Here is an 18307-nt window from a genome sequence, read left to right on the forward strand (position 1 = left end):
GGTGACGCGCAGCGAAGAAACGATCGTCTGTGTGAGGCGACCGGGAGCTGTTGATATAGCTTCGCTCAGACGGGGTATTTAAATACGCCGCGACCGGCGTGGAAGGAATGCGAAGAGGGATATGTGCGGGATCGTAGGCATCGTCGGGCAGCAGCCGGTCTCCGAACGGCTGGTCTATGCGCTGAAGCGGCTGGAATATCGCGGATACGATTCGGCCGGCATCGCGACTATCGACGGTGGAGCGCTTGACCGCCGGCGCGCGGAAGGCAAGCTCGTCAATCTCGAGGCAAGGCTGAACGAACAGCCTCTGGCCGGAACGATCGGCATTGGCCACACGCGCTGGGCGACCCATGGCGCGCCGAAGGAACGCAACGCGCATCCACATTTCACCGCTGGTATCGCAGTCGTACACAACGGCATCATCGAGAATTTTGCTGAGTTGAAGGACGAACTGACCGCGTCTGGCGCCGAGTTCCACACCGAGACCGATACGGAGGTCGTCGCGCATCTCCTGGCAAGGCTTCGCCGGGATGGCATCGGACGGCGCGAGGCAATGTTTGCGATGCTAAGGCGGCTGAGGGGCGCATACGCACTCGCTGTCCTTTTCGAAGACGATCCGTTGACCATCATGGCGGCCCGTAACGGCCCGCCGCTCGCGATCGGTCATGGCGACGGCGAAATGTTCCTCGGCTCAGACGCCATCGCCCTGGCGCCGTTTACCAATGAAATCACCTATCTGATCGATGGCGACTGGGCGATCATCGACAAAACCGGTGTCCATATCTTTGACATCGACGGCAATGTCGTCGCCCGGCCGCGGCAAGTTTCCTCGGATGTCGCCTACATGGTCGACAAAGGCAATCATCGTCATTTCATGGAGAAGGAAATCTACGAGCAGCCGGAGGTCATCTCCCACGCACTCGGCCACTACATCAACTTCATAGACAACCGGGTCGTGCCGGTTTGGGACATCGACTTCGCCAAGGTGCCAAACCTGGCGCTTTCCGCCTGCGGGACCGCCTACCTCGCCGGGCTGATCGGCAAATACTGGTTCGAGCGTTATGCACGCTTGCCGGTCGAAATCGATGTCGCGTCCGAGTTCCGCTATCGCGAGATCCCGCTGTCGCCGCAATCGGCCGCTCTCTTCATTTCGCAGTCGGGCGAAACGGCCGATACGCTGGCATCGCTCCGATACTGCAAGGAACACGGCCTGAAGATCGGTGCCGTCGTCAACACCCGCGAATCGACGATCGCGCGGGAGTCCGACGCCGTCTTCCCGATCCTCGCCGGTCCGGAGATCGGCGTCGCATCGACCAAGGCCTTCACCTGCCAGCTTGCCGTGCTTGCGGCGCTTGCCGTCGGCGCCGGCCGGGCGCGAGGCACGGTCAGCGAGCAGGAAGAACAGGCGCTGGTGAAAAGCCTTGCCGAGATGCCGCGCATCATGGGCCAGGTGTTGAACAGCATTCAGCCGAAGATCGAGCTCCTGTCGCGCGAATTGTCGAAGTGCCGTGACGTGCTCTATCTTGGCCGCGGCACCAGCTTCCCGCTGGCGATGGAAGGTGCGCTGAAGCTCAAGGAGATCTCCTACATCCACGCGGAAGGCTATGCGGCCGGCGAGCTGAAGCATGGGCCGATCGCGCTGATCGACGAGAACATGCCGGTCATCGTCATCGCGCCGCACGACCGCTTCTTCGACAAGACGGTCTCGAACATGCAGGAAGTCGCCGCTCGTGGCGGGCGCATCATTCTTATCACGGACGAGATGGGCGCTGCCGCGTCGAAGCTCGACACGATGCATACGATCGTGTTGCCGAACGTCGACGAGATCATCGCGCCGATGATCTTCGCGTTGCCGATCCAGCTTCTTGCCTATCACACGGCCGTCGTCATGGGCACCGATGTCGACCAGCCGCGTAACCTCGCCAAGTCGGTAACGGTCGAATGATCATCCGACGGGAAACACACGAAGTAGGGAGTCCATGGCGGCTGTGACGGCTACCGCCTAGGACGCGTCGCCTCCGAGTTGGGTCAGCTCGGAGGCGACGTCGGTCGCGTCCTTCAGTCTGACGCCGTCAGCATCACCGCAAAAAGGGAACTCGTTCGAGACCAGCGGAACCGGTCATCTCTCCAGCTCATCTGTTCGCGTCTCTCTCCCAAGTCGGTAAAACTTGTTCCCCGGCACAACAACTAGACGTCCAGTCCCCGACACGGATGCGGTCAAACCTACAAAGCGAGGGCCGCGGCGACCAAGCAGACCATCGGCGCTCGAATTTGATAGTCCCGCGGCCCTGTTGAGATCGATAGGCGGCGCTCGTGCGGCGCTGCTATCGGCGGCGACCCCTGCGCAAGCGTGGCCGAACTGCTTCTCATGCCTCGGCCGAGGAGGGAAGGCCGGCATCGGCTACCGGTACGGCAGATCCCCGAGCTGCAGGCCGCAAGCGTCTTCTCGACCAGGCATGCCGCCTGCAGCTCGCTCAGGCGGTCACTTGGACTCAGTCAACGGCCTTTGCACGTGCACACCGTAGTTTTCAATTCGGAACTTCAACGAAGGGTGTTTCGGCAACACCCACCAAACTATACCCCGAAAACGACAGCACCTCCGGTTAAGCCGGCACCAACTGCGGTAAGCAACAGCTTTTCGCCCGAAACAAGTGGCCTGGCTTGATGCGAGAGCGATAGGGAAAGCGCTATCGTCGCCGCTGACGAATTCCCATAATTGTCGATCGTTCGCACTGTTCGTCCCGGGTCGATGCCGAGCTTGTCGCTCACGGCGTCAAAAATTCGGGCATTGGCTTGGTGAGGCACGAAGCGATCGATCTTTGTCGCGTCCAGACCGGCGGCGGCGAGCGCCCGGGCGCCGCAGGTCGCCATCATCTCGACAGCCTGCGCGAACATCTCGCGGCCATCGCGCATCGTCATCAGGAAATCCTCCGCCGGAATGCCTGAAGCGAAGGGTCGCTTGCTGCCGCCGGCAGGAATGGAGATCAGTTCATAACGGCTACCGTCCGAGGCGAGATCCACACCGAGAATGCCCTTCTCGACCTCATCCGACGGCGCCAGCACGACGGCCCCGGCGGCATCGGCGAAAAGTACCGCGCTTGCGCGTTCGGCCGAATTGATCCTTCGGCTCAAGATATTCGCTGCCACGACCAGGACCGGCCGTCCTTGTGTGCGCACGAACCCGTCAGCAAGTGTCAGCGCATAGAGAAAGCCCGAGCAGGCGCCGGCAAGGTCGATCGCACCGCTGTTCAAAAGGCTGAGACGGTGAGCGAGCAACGGGGCAGACGGCGGAAGAAGATGATCAGGCGTCGATGTGGCTAGCAGCGTGAGCGTAATGTCGCCGCGCGCGATGCCGGCGTCGTCGAGAGCGGCCTCTCCGGCCCTCGCCGCAAGTCCGCTGAGGGTGTCGCCATCGTCAACCCAGTGCCTCGTTCGAATACCGGTTCGTCGTTCGATCCAGCCCGGCTCCAGGCCGAGGCTCCTTTCGATCTCGGCGTTTTCGACGCGCCGGGCCGGCACGGCGTGGCCTAGCCCCGCAAGACGCGATTGAGGCGCGCCCCTCATAGCCGCCTTGCCGCAAAAAGGTCCGCCGCCTCGTCAATCCCGTCATAGGCGCGCTCGAGATCGGCAGCGGTGACGCAGTAGGGTGGCATCAAGTAGATGACGTTGCCGAGCGGGCGGATCAGGAGCTTGCGCTCGCGGAAAAACGCGCGAAGGCGGGGTCCGATCTCGGACAGATAGCCGCCCTTCGGCACGACGACGTCGAGAGCGGCGATCGTGCCCATTTGCCGAAGATTGGCAAACCGGGGGTCGGATGCGAAGCGAGCAAGCCCCTTCTGCTGAAGCCTCGCGAGCGCGCCGATGCGGTCCCGCACCGGCTCCTTCCGCCAAATATTGAGATTTTCCGCGGCAGCCGCGCAGGCGATCGGGTTGGCCGTGTAGGAACTGGAATGGAAGAAGGTCTTGCGTCGGTCTGCCGAGAGATGCGCCTCGAAGATCTCGCCGATGCAAAGCGTTGCCGCCAGCGGCAGCGCCCCACCTGTCAAGCCTTTCGACGTGCACAGGATATCTGGCGCGATGCCTGCCTGTTCGCAGGCAAAGAGGCTGCCGGTTCGCCCCCAGCCGGTCATCACCTCGTCGGCGATCGTCAGGCAGCCGTATCGCCGAGCAAGGTCCTTCAGTTCCGCAAGCAGCGACGCCCGATACATCTTCATGCCACCAGCGCCGAGAACGAGCGGTTCTATGAGGAGGGCGGCGACCTCGTCGGATCGGCACACCGCCTCGAAAGCATCGAGTGTCGCCTGTTCGCAGCCTGCCCGCGGAAAAGGCAACCGATCGACTTGGAAGAGCAGCGGCTCATAGGCCGCGTTGAAGACGCCGCGCTCTCCCGCCGACATGGTGCCGATCGTGTCGCCATGATAGCTGTGCTCCATCACCACGACGCGGCTCCGCGGCTTTCCAATGTTATGGAAAAAACCAAGCGCCATCTTCAGCGCGACCTCGACGGCGGTGGAGCCGCTGTCGGAAAAGAAGACGTGGGCGAGTCCGGCAGGCGCCACTTCAATCAGGCCCGCCGCCAGTTGCTCCGCCGGTTCGTGGGAATATTCCGCAAAAATGATCTGGTCGTAAGTTTCACAGGCCCTTCGGATCGCCTCCATGATCGGCGGATAGCGGTGGCCGTGCGTTACCACCCACCAGGACGAGATCGCGTCGAGAATGGGTGTGCCGTCCTCGTCGATAAGATAGGCGCCCTCGGTCTTGGCGATCCGCTTCATCATCGGCTCGAGCGCATGCTGGGTAAAGGGATGCCAGATGGGTGAGCGGATCATGCCAGCTCCTTCAGAAAAAGGCCGATATCAAAGTTCTCCCGAAAGACCTGGCGCAGCAGATCCGGGGTCAGCGGGTCCAGTTTCGGCAGCCGTCCGAGCAAACGGACGCGGCCCATCTTGGCGATGATGCTTTCCGTATCCGCTTGCATTTCGCCGATAAAAGCGACGCCGAAAACTGGAATGGAGCGCGCGCGCAGCGCCTCGAGGGACAGGAGTGTGTGGTTGATGGTTCCCAGTCCCGTACGGGCGCACAGCACAACAGGTATCTTCCAGCGGGCAAAAACGTCCGCAAGCACGGTCTCTGCGGCGAGCGGCACCAGCAACCCGCCTGCGCCCTCAATGATCAGCGGCCCCTCCGTCACAGGCGGGACAAGCGCTTCGGCCTCAATCCGGAAGCCGTCGATGCTGGCCGCCAGATGCGGCGAAGCCGGCGTGCGCAGCCTATAGGCTTCCGGCACGATGCGCGCGGGCGGTATGCGACCAAGCCGCTGAACCGTCTCGCTGTCCGTTTCACCTTCAAGACCGGATTGGACCGGCTTCCAGTAAAAGGCGCCGCCGAGGGCATCCGCCAGGGCGGCGGAAAATACCGTCTTGCCGATACCCGTATCGGTTCCGGTGACGACGAGGCGACGCGTCACGGCTTTTCCTCCGCCATGATCATGGCGAGCCGCCCGAGCATCTGCGAAATCGTCGTCCTGTCGACGTTGAGGGTGATGGCGATGCGGAGCCTTGCCGTGCCTTCCGGGACGGTCGGTGGCCGGATCGCGCGGATATCGAAGCCTTCGGCGTGCATTCGCGCCGCAATCTTCAGGCACAGGGCGTTATCGCCGATCGTGATCGGCAGGATCTGCGACCCGCGGCCCTCGACGCCGAGTGCGGCCGCGAGTTCTGCGTTGGCGAATGTTCGCAACGCGTCCAAGGCAACCCGGCGCTCCGGCTCATCGGCAAGAACCCTCAATGCTTCGCGCACGCACGCGGCGATGAGCGGCGACGGCGCAGTCGAATAGATGAAGCCGCGTGCCCGGTTGACGAGATAGTCACAGAGCACGGCGCTGGTGCCGATCAGCGCGCCACTGACACCAAGCGCCTTGCCGCAGGTGTGGAGGACGATAATATTTCCACGTTTTTCCAGACCGTTGGCGAGACCGCGCCCGTCCGGCCCGAAGACGCCTGTGGCATGCGCCTCGTCGATCACCAGAAAGCCGTCATGCCGGTCGGTCAGTTCCACGAGCTCGGGCAGGGGAGCGCGGTCGCCGTCCATCGAGTAGAGGCTTTCGACGGCAATCCACGCATGGCCGGTCCCGCCCGCAAGTCGCCATCGCCTTATAGCGTCAGCAAAACCTTCGACGTCGTTGTGCGGTACGGAGACTGCCGGTGCCTTGCTTGCCGAAATGCCTTCGTGCGCGCTGGCATGCACCAGTGCGTCATGGACAATCAGATCATCCCGTTGTGGCAGCGTCGCAAAGAGCGCAGCGTTGGCCGCATAGCCGCTTCCGAAATAGAGGCAGCGCTCCATACGGAAATGGGTAGCAGCCTCGGCCTCGAGCGCTTCATGCTCCGGATGATTGCCGCGCAGCAGCCGCGAGCCGCCGGCGCCAACCGGCACGCCGCGTTCGATCGCGGCGGCGATGGCAGCCTTGAGGCGTGGAGAATCGGCGAGCGCCAGATAGTCGTTCGACGCGAAATCAATGCCACCCGGCGGCAGCAGCGCCCGATGGCGTCCCTTGCGCCCGAGCCCTGCCAATGTGCGTGCGTAGCGGTCGAGGCCGCTGCCATTCATGTGTTCGGCTCCAGCGCCATCGGCGTCAGGCCGAGACGGCGGAAAAGCCCGGCATCATGGTCCTCTCCGGGATTGTCGGCGGTCAGCAGCGTGTCGCCGACGAAGATCGAATTCGCCCCGGCAAAGAAACACAGAGCCTGCATCTCGTCGGTCATTTCCGTCCGTCCGGCCGACAGTCGCACATGGGATTGCGGCATCAGGATGCGCGCAAGCGCGATGATGCGAACGAACTCGATGGGGTCTACCGGAGCCGCATCGGCCAGTTTCGACCCGGGAATCGGAATGAGCATGTTGATCGGCACACTTTCCGGGGGCGAGGGAAGATTGGCGAGAGTCACCAGCATGGAGACGCGGTCGTCGGCCGTCTCGCCCATGCCAAGAATGCCGCCAGCGCAGACCTTGATCCCGGCCCCGCGTACGTTCGATAGCGTATCGAGGCGTTCGGCGAACGTGCGTGTGGTGATGATCTCTCGGTAGAAGCGCTCCGAGGTATCGATATTGTGGTTGTAGTAATCAAGACCGGCGTCGGCGAGCGCCGCGCTTTGGCCCGGTGACAACATGCCGAGCGTCATGCATGTCTCCATGCCGAGCGCCTTTACGCCGCGAACCATCGCGACGATCGCCCCCATGTCGCGGTCTTTCGGGCTGCGCCAGGCCGCACCCATGCAATAGCGCGTCGCGCCCCCCTCCTTGGCCTTGCGCGCCTCGGCGATAACTCTTTCAACGTCCATAAGCTTCGAGGCCTTCAGCCCCGTGGGGTAGTGAGCCGACTGGCTGCAATATCCGCAATCCTCGGCGCAACCGCCGGTCTTGATCGAAAGCAGTCGGCTCATCTGCACTGCATTGGGATTGAAATTTGCCCGGTGCACCGTCTGTGCCCGGTACAGCAAATCGTTGAATGGCAAATTATAGATTTTTTTGGCTTCTGAAAGGGTGCATCGCATCGATTGTTGGTCGATTGCGACAGTTCTGTTCAGCTTTTCCGGCAAGTTCGCCCCCGCGCAAGAATCATTATCGATAGAATCGAACTCTATCTATAATTTTGAGTCGAGTGCAAGCAAGCACGCTGAGGTCCCTGTGACCTTCAACTGTCGGAAGAGACGTCGCGATGAACGAAGTGATCGGATGAGGGCTTAGCGCTCAGCCGGCGATTGCGAAGATGTCGCGCTTCGTGCCCGAAGGTCCTTTGATCGGTCTCTGCCCAATCCGTTGGACGTGACGCTCCAGAATTGCCGAGGCGTTTTCGATTTTTCCCTCGCGCAGAAACGCAAGGATGGCACGATGTTCGTGGTCGGTCCGCACTTCCCATTCCGACCGCCAGGACGCAAACAGAAAGCGCGCGCTTGCGGCATGTAGATCATCAATTGCAGCAAGCAGGCGCGGCATCCCGCAAGGTGTAAGAATGAGCCTGTGGAAACGCCTGTTCGCATCCTCCCACGATCGGACATCACGCGAATCGTCGCCTGCGACTGTCGCTTCTTCTGCCTCGTTGAGAATGGACAGCGTCAAGTTCGGCGCTGCGTGCCTGAGCGCGAGCACTTCCAGCGCTGCCCGCATTTCCGCCACCTCTCGGACCTCCTTGAGATCGAAGGAAGCGACGCGAACGCCGCGGCGTGGCTCGCTGACGACCAAGCCTTGGGCTTCAAGCCGCCGGAACGCCTCGCGCACCGGCACATGGCTCGCCCCGAATTCCTCTGCGAACTTGTCCTGCTTCAGCTTCATACCCGGGGCAAGCTGGCCAGTGACAATCCGATCAGCGAGGATGCGGCTGATGCGGCTGGCAATTGTGTCGTCGTTTGCTGCGATCATGGCTTCCATTCAGTTCCGGCCAACTGGTGTTGTCCCTGTACACTGTTTCCATGCCGGATTTCTACCGTGATACGGAGTCCGGCGCTGCGCCCGCGTCCTCAGCTTGCTTCCTTGTCAACGTAGGGGGTGTGCCTCCCCTATGTTCCAAGCCTGTCCGAGCCCCTTTGGCTGGTTCGATTTAGGTTTTCACGAAAAAGGTTGCGGCTGAGCGAGCGGGAATGACGAAGAAGGCTATGATATCTGCCGCCGAGTTGAAGCGCATGGCTCAGGTGGCAAACTCAGAAAATGTGACCGTGCTGCAATCGTTCCGCCAGGCAGTTGGCCGCCGCGCATGATGGCGGAAATGGCGGCAGGCTACTGCGGCGTGAAGCACGTCGAGGACTTCTTGGAGAGGGTTGGGATCACCTATCCGGAGCCACGCGTTGTTGAGAGCCCCAGGAGGAAGTTCTGGTATCGGGAGGACCTGGACCGTGCGATGAACATCGGAGCGGCCTCTTTTGCTCCTACGCTGGGGGAGAAATTTCGAGCGAAGATCGCGGAGAAGAGAGCTGCCGTAAATGGTGGCAAGCGAGAAAAACGTGAGCCTCACGACCGACTTCATTGCAGAACTGATCAGAGCCGCCAATGAAGCGGACAAGTTATCCGCGTTCGAAATCAAGCGGCTCATCAATCGGTCGATCGCCGCAATACGCGACATGCGCGAGGAGATCGGCACACCCGGCAGCAACCGCGTGAAGGATGTTGTGATTGATCTTCAGGTGGCGGCGGCGATAGTTGATAACCTGACCGCGGCAGAGATCAGAGACACTCTCATCGATGCCGCCGATGTGATCAGAACGCTGAAGATTGTGCTTGATGGGAAGGAATGAAAAGCGTTTACCCTGGCCCGTGTTTTTGAAGAGGCGTAGCGGAAACGCGGAATCGGACTTCCTCTCCGGTGAAAGCGTAGATAGCGTCTCTGCGTAGCTGATTCTCTTCGGCTGCGTCCCCGCATTCAATGAAGGCAACTGGATGTGGGATTTGCCCCGCCCTCGCGCGGGGCTTTTTCGTGGTCAGAGGGGCGACAGGCTGCGCTGGCAAGCCATCAATCGTGTTCGCCCACGGAACGTGTTATGTCCATGCCTGGAAGCGAGCAGCACTACGAGTTTTCTGAATTCTGCGGCGAATTTGTCGATGACGGCGTGATGGTGGTTCTCAGCACATACCGCCCAGCCGGAACCAACGCAGATTGGACGCTCGAGGTCGTCGATCTCGACCGTCTGGGATGATCAGTTCGATACCGATCGTGATGCCAACACTGGACGGATCGATTTCTAGCGAAGCGAACATGGCTTGACTTCTCGTTTAAACGACACAATTTATTTGACTTGTTCCCAAATTGGGAATAAGAAAAAGTCATGCAAATCATAGCGAAGTCCACTTTGAGAGCGTTTTGGGAACGACACCCTCGAGCAGAGACGCCCCTCAAAACCTGGCACGCTGTGGTAAGCAATGCGGAATGGACGGGGCCGGCCGATGTGAAGGCGATGTTCGGCGCCCATGTCGATTTTGTGAGCGACAACCGCATCATATTCGACATCTCAGGCAACAAATATCGCCTTGTCGTCCACGTCGCATATCCGTTCAAAAGAGTGCTGATCAAGTTTGTTGGCACTCACAAAGAGTACGACGAGATAAACCCGGAGACAGTGTAATGGACAACATTCGAGCCATCAGGAACGATGATGACCTTGCATGGGCTATTGCAGAGGTCTCAGCGTATTTTGACAACCAGCCGGAAATCGGAACACCAGAAGCAGACCGCTTCGATATTCTTTCGACCCTCATTGAGGCTTACGAAAACGAGCACTATGCCATCGAAGCGCCGGAGCCAGTCGAGCTGATAAAAGCTCACATGGAGATGTTCGGCCGTACACAGTCAGACCTGGCCGAACTTTTCGATTCCCGTTCGCGTGCCTCTGAGGTTTTGAACAAGAGGCGCGCGCTAACAGTCGATATGATCCGCAAACTCCACAAGGAATGGGGCATCCCATCAGATTGCCTCGTAGAGCCATATCACCTCGTAGAACGAGAACGGGTCTACGGGTAGCTAGGGCAACGCTCCTAAACTGACGCTCATAGTTCCCAAATTGCCAACGGTTGGTTTGCTGCCGCCGATGCCTAGGACGCCGCACAGCATCTTCTTCCAGTCGCTGGTTGATAGCGCCGCGGAAGCTTAGTACATCCAAATCTATGAAGCTCCTCCGCTTTCTGCCCGTTACCGTCGCGCTCGTGATCCTCCAAACCATGCCCTCCTCGGCTTCCGGCCCGATCGCCGGCCGAGCATCCGTAATCGACGGCGACACCATCGAAATCAAAGGCGAGCGCATCCGTTTGCACGGCGTTGACGCGCCGGAGAGCTGGCAGAAATGCGGGGAGACGACGGCGGCACCTAGCTTTATGACTTGATTGGCTTGAATGCCGCGACAAGCAACGGGCATTCCTAAACTACGGTCATGACCTTGCCCCGAGTTTGATCCAGTTTTGAGTTCGCTTGAATTTGCACCGATTCATGTCGCGTGGATTCGCGTTTCCTTGAGCCGGCATGAGCAATCTGTTTAATCTTTGTGAAGGACTGGCGGCGATTGTAGCCACATCCTCAGGCGATTCGCCTGCCATTGATGGAGACAGCATGACAGTTCTGCAGTTCCCGGCTAATCGGCGCATGGGCGATGTCAAACGCTGCGCAGAAGCCCTCCAGAGGCTCCATGGAGAGCAAGCAAACCGTTTCTGGCGGTCTGAGATGACCGACTTTGCCGCCGCGCTCAGAAGGTCGGGCGTTGTCGAGGAAGAGATATCGCGCCAAGCCGGCCTATTCATGCACGCGGTACAGATGGAGCTGCAAGTGGCGCTCGCCATCGAAGAGAACAACGCGTCCGCTTAACCTGATCCGGCGCGATTAGAGATCATTCCTGGTTGGCCATCTCCTAAACATGCTGCATCCATGTCGCACGGGTTGGCCGTCATCCGGAAGAGCCGCTGCCAATGGTCTGCGGCTGAGTATCCACGTTGGCTGCCATCGGGGCGGCGAGATCGAAGTACTGCCGGATCGCTCGGACAGGGCAATTTGCCAAGTTCCCATGTCGATTAAGCCTGGACCGTCCAGTCGGTGACAGAGACCAGAACGGACCTCCGCTAACGCACGTCCCCACAGCATATCAGCGTTGGCGCCGATCAGGGCGGACAAAGTGCCGCTCCACAGTCCATGTTGGCACCGACCCAAGAACAACCATGCGAAAAATAGGAGTTTGACGGTTCTGTTGAATCTGTTGTTCACTCAGCCGAAAACAGACAATGCCTAAGGAGGGTCTAGGGATGGCTGACGAGAGTAACACAGGACCGATCTCTGCGGTTGCAGAGACCAATGTCGAAGCGAAACCACCAACGGATAAGAAGCGGAGGTCGCCACGGCGCCAGAAGACCGCTGCCGAACCGGTTCGAGCTGCAGCAAAGCCGGCCGCCAAGGCCAGGAAATATAGCGAACCAGAAAGAAGCGAGAAGCTCAAGCTGATCGAAACGCAGATCGCCGAAGGCAAAGGCACACTTAAGCAAGCGATCAAGAGCGCCGGCATATCGGAGCAAACCTACTATCAGTGGAAACGGGCTGCAAAGTCGGCTGATGAAGGAGACAAAAAACCCCTTCCGACTGGAGATGAATTGGCAGATCTCGTCGAGCTTGAAGAGGAGAACCAAAGGCTTCGAAAAATACTGGCAGAAAAGTTGCGCGCGGAAAATGCCGAACTGCGCAAGAGGCTCGGCCTGGATTAGATATGATTCAGGCTGCGCAGGCACCCAGTTTTCTCAATCGTCCCAGTCTTGCGTGACAAGAGTAATTTTTGGGGCCGGCCTCGAATGTTTCCGCAGAACGGCGTCGTCAGACGCATTTTGACTACGAGGTGGCGCGAGAGACAAGTCGACGCGCTCGCGCGCTTGTTAGTTGAAGCGCGCGGTAAGGAGATATATGGGTCCGCCGGCGAGCGCAGTGGCGCCGATTAGTGTTGTTTCAGGGATTTACTAGGGTTCAGGTATATGAAAGTGCCACAACGGAACTTCGTTGTTGAATTCAAGTCGGCGCGCCGACAGCCGAAGGCGAAGACGAACTCAATTTGGGGCGACACAGACCTCAAGGCGTTGGCCCGCGCAGTAGAAGATGAGGCGTCGCACCTGTTCAATTCAACTGAAGCACCTGTCACGCCTGACACCGACGACATCACGTCGGCCGAGCCGTTAGATGCAGCCTCTGGCAGCAAGGGCGCAGACAGCGTCGAAGTCGGCCCACCGGCAGCGTCCGCGGTCGCAAGAGCAATAGTCGAAGCGTCCGAGCAGCCCGAGGCAAAAGGTCCGGCAGCCGAGACTGTTGCGCAAGTGCAGGAAAGCCAGCCAGCATCGCAACCGCGAAGAGCATCACGTGGCACTTCTCGAACCCGCACCGCGCGAACCGGCGCGATCACGCCCACTTCGGTGCCTGTACACAGCGATCGAAGCACGCAGTACAACACCGCAAATCATCTGATTTCTTTCGAGGAACTCGACGCCCTTGACGTAGAAAACAGGCGGCTCAAGAGGCTTTTGGCCGAACAGCTTCGTGCACAGAACTCGCAGCTCAAGAGGATGCTTGAGCGGTTTGATACCGCATAAGCAAGGTCCACCATAAGATTGCCACTATGGCTGGACGAGCAATGCAAGTCTAGCCTGGACTGGGCAAGGAACCCTCGACTCCAAATCGCCAGATGGTTCTTCACTGGGGTCAGTCCTAACGCAGGCGAATGGCTTGGAAATTTGAAAAGCGTCCAGGTGGGCACAACGATGCGCGTGCTGCTCTATGAAGCGGCTCAAGTACTGCTGACCGTGGCTAGAAATTCCTGGCTTAATGCGTGGGCGATGTATGTTGCCGAACGTGCAGCCATCAAAAAGCAATTATGGCCTTGGCGCGCCGACTGGCTGTGATCATGTATCGCATTTGAGGTGATCGTACGGAGTTCCGGTGATCAAAGTCAGGGGCTGGCGATGGCCCCGCATTTTAGGTGACTAGATTCCACCCGCCGCCGGAAAGAGTTCCTTCACGAATTAGCCGCAGAGATTAGAAGCTCACAGCAACTCATTGTGTCCACTAGCGATATCGCGGGCGTCAGGGGGGCCGTATTGATCCAGTAATGGGCCGCACATAGACTTCTCCGGTTGGCACAGCTCTTGCTGCCAAGCGCTTTGACTTCCCCCAAGAGCGGAGCCGCTCGTTGTCGGCACCCACGATTTCCGGGAAAGTTCGGACCGGCAAGCCTCGTGAATTTTTCGCATTGGTCGGAACATCGTTCGATTCCATGAGGGAAGATACAGTCGCCTTCCTGGTATGCGTAGTGAATCCTGGATGTCAAAAGAGCCTGCAAGTGAAGATCCTCAGATGGTCTGCCGTATGTCGTTACGACAAGAACTATTCAACTGCAGGATCGCCAGAAGACCGTTGAAAAACCGCAACAACATTACCGCACCGTCCTCGGAGAAAACATGAGTGAGCTCGATAGAATCCGGACAGTACTCAGGACCAGTCAACAGAGAACGTTCCCGCGGAAGATGCGGGAGTTCGGGCTCGATTTGATCGTACGAGAAGGCGTTTTTCCTCCTGAAGATTTCCAAAGTTGGCGTTGGTTTAGCGAGAACTTCCCTCCATTCAATGGAAAGACGATTTTGGAAATCGGCTGCGGTTTCGGTCTTCCAGGCCTCTTGTTGGCAAAGACTGGTGCGCTGTCGCTGCTCGCCTGCGATATCAATCCGAAGGCTGTCGCGAACACGTTGGAGAATGCCGTAAGAAACGGCATTAAGAACGTCGAGGTCATCGAAAGCGATATCTTCGGTAGCATTCCTCCTGGGAGGAAGTTCGACGTAATATTTTGGAACCACCCTTGGAACTTCGCTCCGGCAAGTTTCGAGTTTATCGATGACCTCGAGCGTGGAGCATTTGATCCCGGCTACAGCCTGCTCCAGAGATTTCTTTCGGAAGGGCGGGAATATCTCACGGAAAAAGGCCAAATCCTTTTGGGGTTTGGCACTAATACCCGTGACGACCTTCTCGAGCGATTCGTAGCTGCGAGTGATCTCAAATCGGTGATTGTGAAATCGGGGACATACCCCAACGTCAACTCAACCTATAGGTTGTTCTCGATACGCCGTAGTGCGGCAGCGTACGGTTTCCGTGCGAGAGGACGCTGAGATAGCGATCTTGCGTATGCCAATGGATGTCGTCTCCGGCTGTTCGGCGGCTTCATTAAAGCCTGAGAAGCTCTTCATACTTGCCCCTGACATTGTCGGCCATCGAAGAGATTCGCAACGCAATGCCTCCTGCTCCGCGAGAAACTTCGTTTTCGCTTCATGACACCGAACATGCTCTGAGAGCTATTGGCACTTGCTGGAACCTGTCAGATCCTCTGCCTCGTGCCGGAGTTCGGGGTCCACCAATTTGTGATGCAACTACCTGCGCCTGATCTTCCTCCCTATTCCGATCCATCTAAAGGAAGACCTGCGGACCTCTGTAGTCTGCTGCACTCATGGCTGCCGCCAGGCTCGTTCGCGCCCACTTGGGCAGAGGGTTGGACTCCAGGAGAACTAGGCACCCAGAGCCTAGCTGTGCCAGCAGTTTATCGGGCAGGCTGATCAACAGGTTGCACCTCGCGTTAAGCCTCCTGAGCCCGGCCGGAAGGTTGGTGGGCAGACCGGTCAGCCGGTTGCCGGCGACGCCGAGCGTCCGCAGTCCGGCCGGGAGTTTGTCGGGAAGGTCGGTGAGTTGATTGCCGCTGACATTGAGCGTCTGGAGCCCGGCCGGAAGATTGTCGGGAAGGCTGGTCAATCGATTGCCGTCGGCGTCGAGCGTCTCAAGCAGTGCCGGGAGGCTGACGGGAAGGCTGGTCAGTTGATTGCCGTCGATGTTGAGCGTCTGAAGCCGGGACTGGAGATTGTCTGGAAGACGGGTCAACTGGTTTTCGCCTGCACCGAGCCACCGAAGCGTAGTCGGTAGGAAATCGGGCAGGCTGCTGAGCCGGTTATAGCTGACCTCGAGGATCTGGAGCCCGGTCGGGAGGGTGTCGGGTAGGCTGGTCAACTGGTTATACCTGGCGTTGAGCGTCTGAAGCTCGACCGGGAATTCGGCCGGTAGGTTGGTCAACTCATTACAGTCGGCATAGAGGTGCTGGAGTCCGGCCGGCAACGCGGCGGGCAGGATCCTAAGGCGCAGGCATGACAGGTTCAGCGCTGCATTGAGATCGGCGGCATCCACCCAAGCGCGGATTCGTCTCATCGCCTCTTGCCGACACTCATCTTTCCCTTGCCCCTCTTCGGCAGCCCACTCGTCCAAGATCTCGTCCAGCGATGTTGTCCGCAGGACTGTAGTGAGGCTCGCATTGCCGGTAGGGCCCGCGGACAACGGCCGCGCCCGCCTCAAGTTATCGGCTGCGGTTGTGGTGAGATCACCTTGAGTGGCCGCACATTGCCGGTTGTCTTTCGTAGACGTATTGCCATCGCATGGCTGAGCCTGTCCTGTCTTCACCATTGGCCCTCTGTACTGACTAAGGAAGTGTCGGATGCTAGTGAACGATGATCGCTTCTCATCCGCGGTTTCGCCGAAAGCGGCGACCACATAAACCGCGGGCCGGTCCCGGCTAGATCACCGGAGAAGCGGGAGGGAAAAGCTTCATCACGAGCTCCTTTTGTGCGTGAAACCGAACTATATCCGGCCGCTCAGTCTTAGCGACCTGGCGTACATCGCGCGGGGACGCTGAAACCGCTGCTATCGCCTCCGGTCTCGTCTGGTTGACTTCATGCAACATTACTTCGGATTGGCAAAATTTATTGTTTGGATGAAAACTATTGGCGATATGGATAGATGACGCCATGCGTTTTCAGGGCTTTGGATAAGATATGTCGGGTGCAGGTGGCGTCTGAAGGCTTGCGGTTGACCGGCGTTCGCACAACTATGCAAGTACTGTCCGATAGCCAAGGCACGTCCGCGAGAGTGAGCTCAGTTCATGAACAAGGTCACGAGCTGCTGCTGAGCAACGGTGAAAACATCAGTATCCGCAGTTATCAAAAAGCGGATGCATTTCTGCCATTTTCGACCGCACCGCTCTGCCGCCGAGAATTCGGGGGCGCCGGGCGCTTGTCGCCGAAGAGCGCTCTCGCGACTTCGAAGGAATGGGTGACGCGCACTGTCCAGGATGCGGCCGTCGGAACCGCTTCCGCGGATTTTCTTGGCAGCGCTGCGCTCCTGCCGCCCCAACCGGGTGGCATTTAGAAGCTGCTCCTCCTCAATCGGCAAAGCAGGGTCCTTAATGCCATTATGACTTGCGTTATTGTGCCGATAACGGCCCTGTTCTTCTCCTTTCGCCTATTTTCGCCAGATGAAGCAGGAGGATTAGAATTTGGGCTCACAAACGGGATAGAGGAGACCGAGGTACCTCATGGAGCCGGTCAGCCATCAATCGACTGCCAAGACAACCGAGGGAAATCACGCCTTGTAATCTTCAGAATCTACGGACTTGCAGTATCGCCGAAGCCCGTGGAGCCTGATCAGATCAAGACGGTCTGAAGATTGCCATTGCAAACTGCCTTTCGGCTGAAGGGGTTATGTTGGATGTTGCTCATTCCTTGGCTTCTCAGACTTCGAAGGCTGATCCTCATCCATTCCCATCCGCGATAGCCTTCAAAAAGCCAATAGCCCGTCTTCTAACGCTCGCATCCCCGATGCGAGAGAAGGCCCTAATCAGTGCGAGTCCCTCGTCGCTCGACGCGAAGTCGATAATTTCAGGTTGAAGTTGGGATTGCACGGCGCCGCGATCGAAGCCGTTCGTGCCGGCGCCAGGCATTTCTTCGAAGAAGTACGATGGCGGCACGTCCAGCGCGTCAGCGATCTGTTGCAGGCGACTCGCTCCGACTCGATTTATGCCCTTCTCGTATTTTTGCACCTGCTGAAACGTCACCCCGACTTGCTCGGCAAGGGTCGTCTGCGACATTTCCATCCACGCTCGCCGCATACGAATTCGATGGCCGACATGAATGTCAACAGGGTTGGGCTCCGCCTTTTTCTTTCCAGGGTTCGGAATAAGCATGCATTTCTCCATGTTTACTTCGCGACGGTATCCTCCCCTGACCTATCGCGCTCTACTGCTGCGTCCGCCTTGAGACAGGCATTTGCGCCGGCAATTTCCCTTAGTGGATTTCTTCGTTCACGATCCAGTAGCGGGCGAGTCACTATGGCCGAGCAGCTATCGCTCTGCATACCTGTTAAGGTTCCATTTTTGGAACCTAAACTTTGATCAGCATGATCGCGGCCGCCACGATGGAAACTATCGAATGGCTGGCTCCGCGGTATCGGCGCTTTGATGGTTGCGAGACGCCAAATCAGATCTCCACCATCAGACGCGGCTGCTATTTCGCCAACGTGCCCATGTAGGCGAACGGATCTTCGACGAAGCCCGTGCCTGGCTTGCCGGCTAAGTGATGGCAGTTTCTTCACCGTTGAAAGTCAGTACTTCCTGGGCGGGATGACCGACGAGCAGCGTAGTTTGATGCTTCAAACGTCGACGATTGTGGTTGCCACGCATGTAGACATGAGGGCCCGAAAAATGCGCCTTGCGGAGCGCCATCATGCGTGCCAGTAGAAGCATCGGCAGCAAGCCGGGTCTTCCGCAGATCCGTAAGATACGCAGGAACTCGGGCCGCTATACGGCGGACAGTTCCGCCGCTGCGGGCGATTGCTTCGAGGTCCTTCGGATCGCAGTGAGCGGAACTAAGCATTCAATTGCCTTTCGTGCTGTTAGATCTTCTGATGCCCGCGTGCGACCGCGAATGAGCACAACGGGTCCCG

19 protein-coding genes and 2 pseudogenes are annotated in these 18307 nt (G+C 58.7%); 12 read left to right on the forward strand and 9 right to left on the reverse strand.

Going from position 1 to position 18307, the window contains the following annotated elements:
- Positions 1-121: 121 nt before the first annotated feature.
- Entirely contained in the window at positions 122-1945 is a 1824-nt protein-coding gene (glmS, locus tag QN222_RS18940; protein ID WP_283965675.1) for a glutamine--fructose-6-phosphate transaminase (isomerizing), read from the forward strand.
- Between the two features lie 629 nt (positions 1946-2574).
- Here glmS and QN222_RS18945 read toward each other — a convergent pair.
- From QN222_RS18945 to QN222_RS18970, 6 genes are all read right to left on the reverse strand, one after another.
- Positions 2575-3564 (reverse strand): beta-ketoacyl-ACP synthase III, encoded by a 990-nt coding sequence (locus tag QN222_RS18945; RefSeq protein WP_284005550.1) that lies wholly within the window; start codon positions 3562-3564, stop codon positions 2575-2577.
- On the reverse strand, positions 3561-4829 hold the full coding sequence (locus QN222_RS18950; RefSeq protein ID WP_283964272.1) for an adenosylmethionine--8-amino-7-oxononanoate transaminase: 1269 nt from the start codon (positions 4827-4829) through the stop codon (positions 3561-3563). Before QN222_RS18950 ends, QN222_RS18945 begins: the two co-directional genes overlap by 4 nt.
- The gene (gene bioD, locus QN222_RS18955; RefSeq protein WP_283964271.1) at positions 4826-5467 is read right to left on the reverse strand and encodes a dethiobiotin synthase; all 642 of its coding nucleotides are present in this window, start codon (positions 5465-5467) and stop codon (positions 4826-4828) included. The genes QN222_RS18950 and bioD overlap by 4 nt, the downstream gene beginning before the upstream one ends.
- On the reverse strand, positions 5464-6609 hold the full coding sequence (locus QN222_RS18960; protein ID WP_283964270.1) for an 8-amino-7-oxononanoate synthase: 1146 nt from the start codon (positions 6607-6609) through the stop codon (positions 5464-5466). The genes bioD and QN222_RS18960 overlap by 4 nt, the downstream gene beginning before the upstream one ends.
- Complete coding sequence (gene bioB / locus QN222_RS18965; RefSeq protein ID WP_283964274.1) at positions 6606-7553, reverse strand: biotin synthase BioB; 948 nt, start codon at positions 7551-7553, stop codon at positions 6606-6608. The genes QN222_RS18960 and bioB overlap by 4 nt, the downstream gene beginning before the upstream one ends.
- Positions 7554-7749: 196 nt before the next feature.
- On the reverse strand, positions 7750-8418 hold the full coding sequence (locus tag QN222_RS18970; RefSeq protein WP_283964269.1) for a GntR family transcriptional regulator: 669 nt from the start codon (positions 8416-8418) through the stop codon (positions 7750-7752).
- A 343-nt stretch (positions 8419-8761) separates the two neighbouring features.
- On the opposite strand from QN222_RS18970, the gene QN222_RS30335 reads away from it, so the two are divergent.
- From QN222_RS30335 to QN222_RS19020, 11 genes and pseudogenes are all read left to right on the forward strand, one after another.
- On the forward strand, positions 8762-9046 hold the full coding sequence (locus QN222_RS30335) for a hypothetical protein (protein WP_336621034.1): 285 nt from the start codon (positions 8762-8764) through the stop codon (positions 9044-9046).
- Positions 8997-9287 carry a hypothetical protein gene (locus QN222_RS18975; protein ID WP_283964268.1) on the forward strand — a complete coding sequence of 97 codons (291 nt, stop codon included), beginning with the start codon at positions 8997-8999 and terminating at the stop codon, positions 9285-9287. The genes QN222_RS30335 and QN222_RS18975 overlap by 50 nt, the downstream gene beginning before the upstream one ends.
- A gap of 243 nt (positions 9288-9530) precedes the next feature.
- The gene (locus QN222_RS18980) at positions 9531-9686 is read left to right on the forward strand and encodes a hypothetical protein (RefSeq protein WP_283964267.1); all 156 of its coding nucleotides are present in this window, start codon (positions 9531-9533) and stop codon (positions 9684-9686) included.
- 129 nt (positions 9687-9815) lie between these two features.
- Entirely contained in the window at positions 9816-10112 is a 297-nt protein-coding gene (locus tag QN222_RS18985; protein WP_283964266.1) for a type II toxin-antitoxin system HigB family toxin, read from the forward strand.
- The gene (locus QN222_RS18990; RefSeq protein ID WP_283964265.1) at positions 10112-10507 is read left to right on the forward strand and encodes a type II toxin-antitoxin system HigA family antitoxin; all 396 of its coding nucleotides are present in this window, start codon (positions 10112-10114) and stop codon (positions 10505-10507) included. Before QN222_RS18985 ends, QN222_RS18990 begins: the two co-directional genes overlap by 1 nt.
- Before the next feature lie 143 nt (positions 10508-10650).
- Positions 10651-10830: pseudogene (locus QN222_RS18995) on the forward strand (thermonuclease family protein); the annotation flags it as partial.
- A gap of 172 nt (positions 10831-11002) precedes the next feature.
- On the forward strand, positions 11003-11341 hold the full coding sequence (locus QN222_RS19000; RefSeq protein WP_283964264.1) for a DUF6074 family protein: 339 nt from the start codon (positions 11003-11005) through the stop codon (positions 11339-11341).
- 431 nt (positions 11342-11772) lie between these two features.
- Positions 11773-12225 carry a transposase gene (locus QN222_RS19005; RefSeq protein WP_283964263.1) on the forward strand — a complete coding sequence of 151 codons (453 nt, stop codon included), beginning with the start codon at positions 11773-11775 and terminating at the stop codon, positions 12223-12225.
- A 261-nt stretch (positions 12226-12486) separates the two neighbouring features.
- On the forward strand, positions 12487-13095 hold the full coding sequence (locus tag QN222_RS19010) for a hypothetical protein (protein ID WP_283964262.1): 609 nt from the start codon (positions 12487-12489) through the stop codon (positions 13093-13095).
- Between the two features lie 168 nt (positions 13096-13263).
- Positions 13264-13404 carry a hypothetical protein gene (locus QN222_RS19015; protein WP_283964261.1) on the forward strand — a complete coding sequence of 47 codons (141 nt, stop codon included), beginning with the start codon at positions 13264-13266 and terminating at the stop codon, positions 13402-13404.
- A gap of 555 nt (positions 13405-13959) precedes the next feature.
- On the forward strand, positions 13960-14661 hold the full coding sequence (locus tag QN222_RS19020) for a class I SAM-dependent methyltransferase (RefSeq protein WP_283964260.1): 702 nt from the start codon (positions 13960-13962) through the stop codon (positions 14659-14661).
- A 295-nt stretch (positions 14662-14956) separates the two neighbouring features.
- On the opposite strand, the gene QN222_RS19025 is transcribed toward QN222_RS19020, so the two are convergent.
- The 3 genes and pseudogenes from QN222_RS19025 to QN222_RS19035 all read right to left on the reverse strand — a co-directional run.
- The gene (locus QN222_RS19025) at positions 14957-15742 is read right to left on the reverse strand and encodes a hypothetical protein (RefSeq protein WP_283964259.1); all 786 of its coding nucleotides are present in this window, start codon (positions 15740-15742) and stop codon (positions 14957-14959) included.
- Between the two features lie 1375 nt (positions 15743-17117).
- On the reverse strand, positions 17118-17549 hold the full coding sequence (locus QN222_RS19030; RefSeq protein ID WP_283964258.1) for a helix-turn-helix transcriptional regulator: 432 nt from the start codon (positions 17547-17549) through the stop codon (positions 17118-17120).
- Between the two features lie 292 nt (positions 17550-17841).
- Positions 17842-18062, reverse strand: a pseudogene (locus tag QN222_RS19035) (hypothetical protein); the annotation flags it as partial.
- Between the last annotated feature and the right edge of the window lie 245 nt (positions 18063-18307).

It is taken from the genome of Sinorhizobium sp. 6-70, from assembly GCF_030124375.1.
In the GTDB taxonomy this organism is placed as follows: Bacteria; Pseudomonadota; Alphaproteobacteria; order Rhizobiales; family Rhizobiaceae; genus Sinorhizobium.

Bases quoted from the DNA above. Each gene is read 5' to 3' on its own strand.
- QN222_RS19020 (WP_283964260.1), top strand. From the start codon at position 13,960: ATGAGTGAGCTCGATAGAATCCGGACAGTACTCAGGACCAGTCAACAG.
- QN222_RS18990 (WP_283964265.1), top strand. From the start codon at position 10,112: ATGGACAACATTCGAGCCATCAGGAACGATGATGACCTTGCATGGGCT.
- QN222_RS18980 (WP_283964267.1), top strand. From the start codon at position 9,531: ATGTCCATGCCTGGAAGCGAGCAGCACTACGAGTTTTCTGAATTCTGC.
- QN222_RS30335 (WP_336621034.1), top strand. From the start codon at position 8,762: ATGGCGGCAGGCTACTGCGGCGTGAAGCACGTCGAGGACTTCTTGGAG.
- QN222_RS19015 (WP_283964261.1), top strand. From the start codon at position 13,264: ATGCGCGTGCTGCTCTATGAAGCGGCTCAAGTACTGCTGACCGTGGCT.
- bioB (WP_283964274.1), bottom strand. From the start codon at position 7,553: ATGCGATGCACCCTTTCAGAAGCCAAAAAAATCTATAATTTGCCATTC.
- glmS (WP_283965675.1), top strand. From the start codon at position 122: ATGTGCGGGATCGTAGGCATCGTCGGGCAGCAGCCGGTCTCCGAACGG.
- QN222_RS19005 (WP_283964263.1), top strand. From the start codon at position 11,773: ATGGCTGACGAGAGTAACACAGGACCGATCTCTGCGGTTGCAGAGACC.
- QN222_RS19000 (WP_283964264.1), top strand. From the start codon at position 11,003: ATGAGCAATCTGTTTAATCTTTGTGAAGGACTGGCGGCGATTGTAGCC.
- QN222_RS18960 (WP_283964270.1), bottom strand. From the start codon at position 6,609: ATGAATGGCAGCGGCCTCGACCGCTACGCACGCACATTGGCAGGGCTC.
- QN222_RS19025 (WP_283964259.1), bottom strand. From the start codon at position 15,742: ATGAGACGAATCCGCGCTTGGGTGGATGCCGCCGATCTCAATGCAGCG.
- QN222_RS19030 (WP_283964258.1), bottom strand. From the start codon at position 17,549: ATGCTTATTCCGAACCCTGGAAAGAAAAAGGCGGAGCCCAACCCTGTT.
- QN222_RS18945 (WP_284005550.1), bottom strand. From the start codon at position 3,564: ATGAGGGGCGCGCCTCAATCGCGTCTTGCGGGGCTAGGCCACGCCGTG.
- QN222_RS18950 (WP_283964272.1), bottom strand. From the start codon at position 4,829: ATGATCCGCTCACCCATCTGGCATCCCTTTACCCAGCATGCGCTCGAG.
- QN222_RS18970 (WP_283964269.1), bottom strand. From the start codon at position 8,418: ATGATCGCAGCAAACGACGACACAATTGCCAGCCGCATCAGCCGCATC.
- QN222_RS18985 (WP_283964266.1), top strand. From the start codon at position 9,816: ATGCAAATCATAGCGAAGTCCACTTTGAGAGCGTTTTGGGAACGACAC.
- QN222_RS19010 (WP_283964262.1), top strand. From the start codon at position 12,487: ATGAAAGTGCCACAACGGAACTTCGTTGTTGAATTCAAGTCGGCGCGC.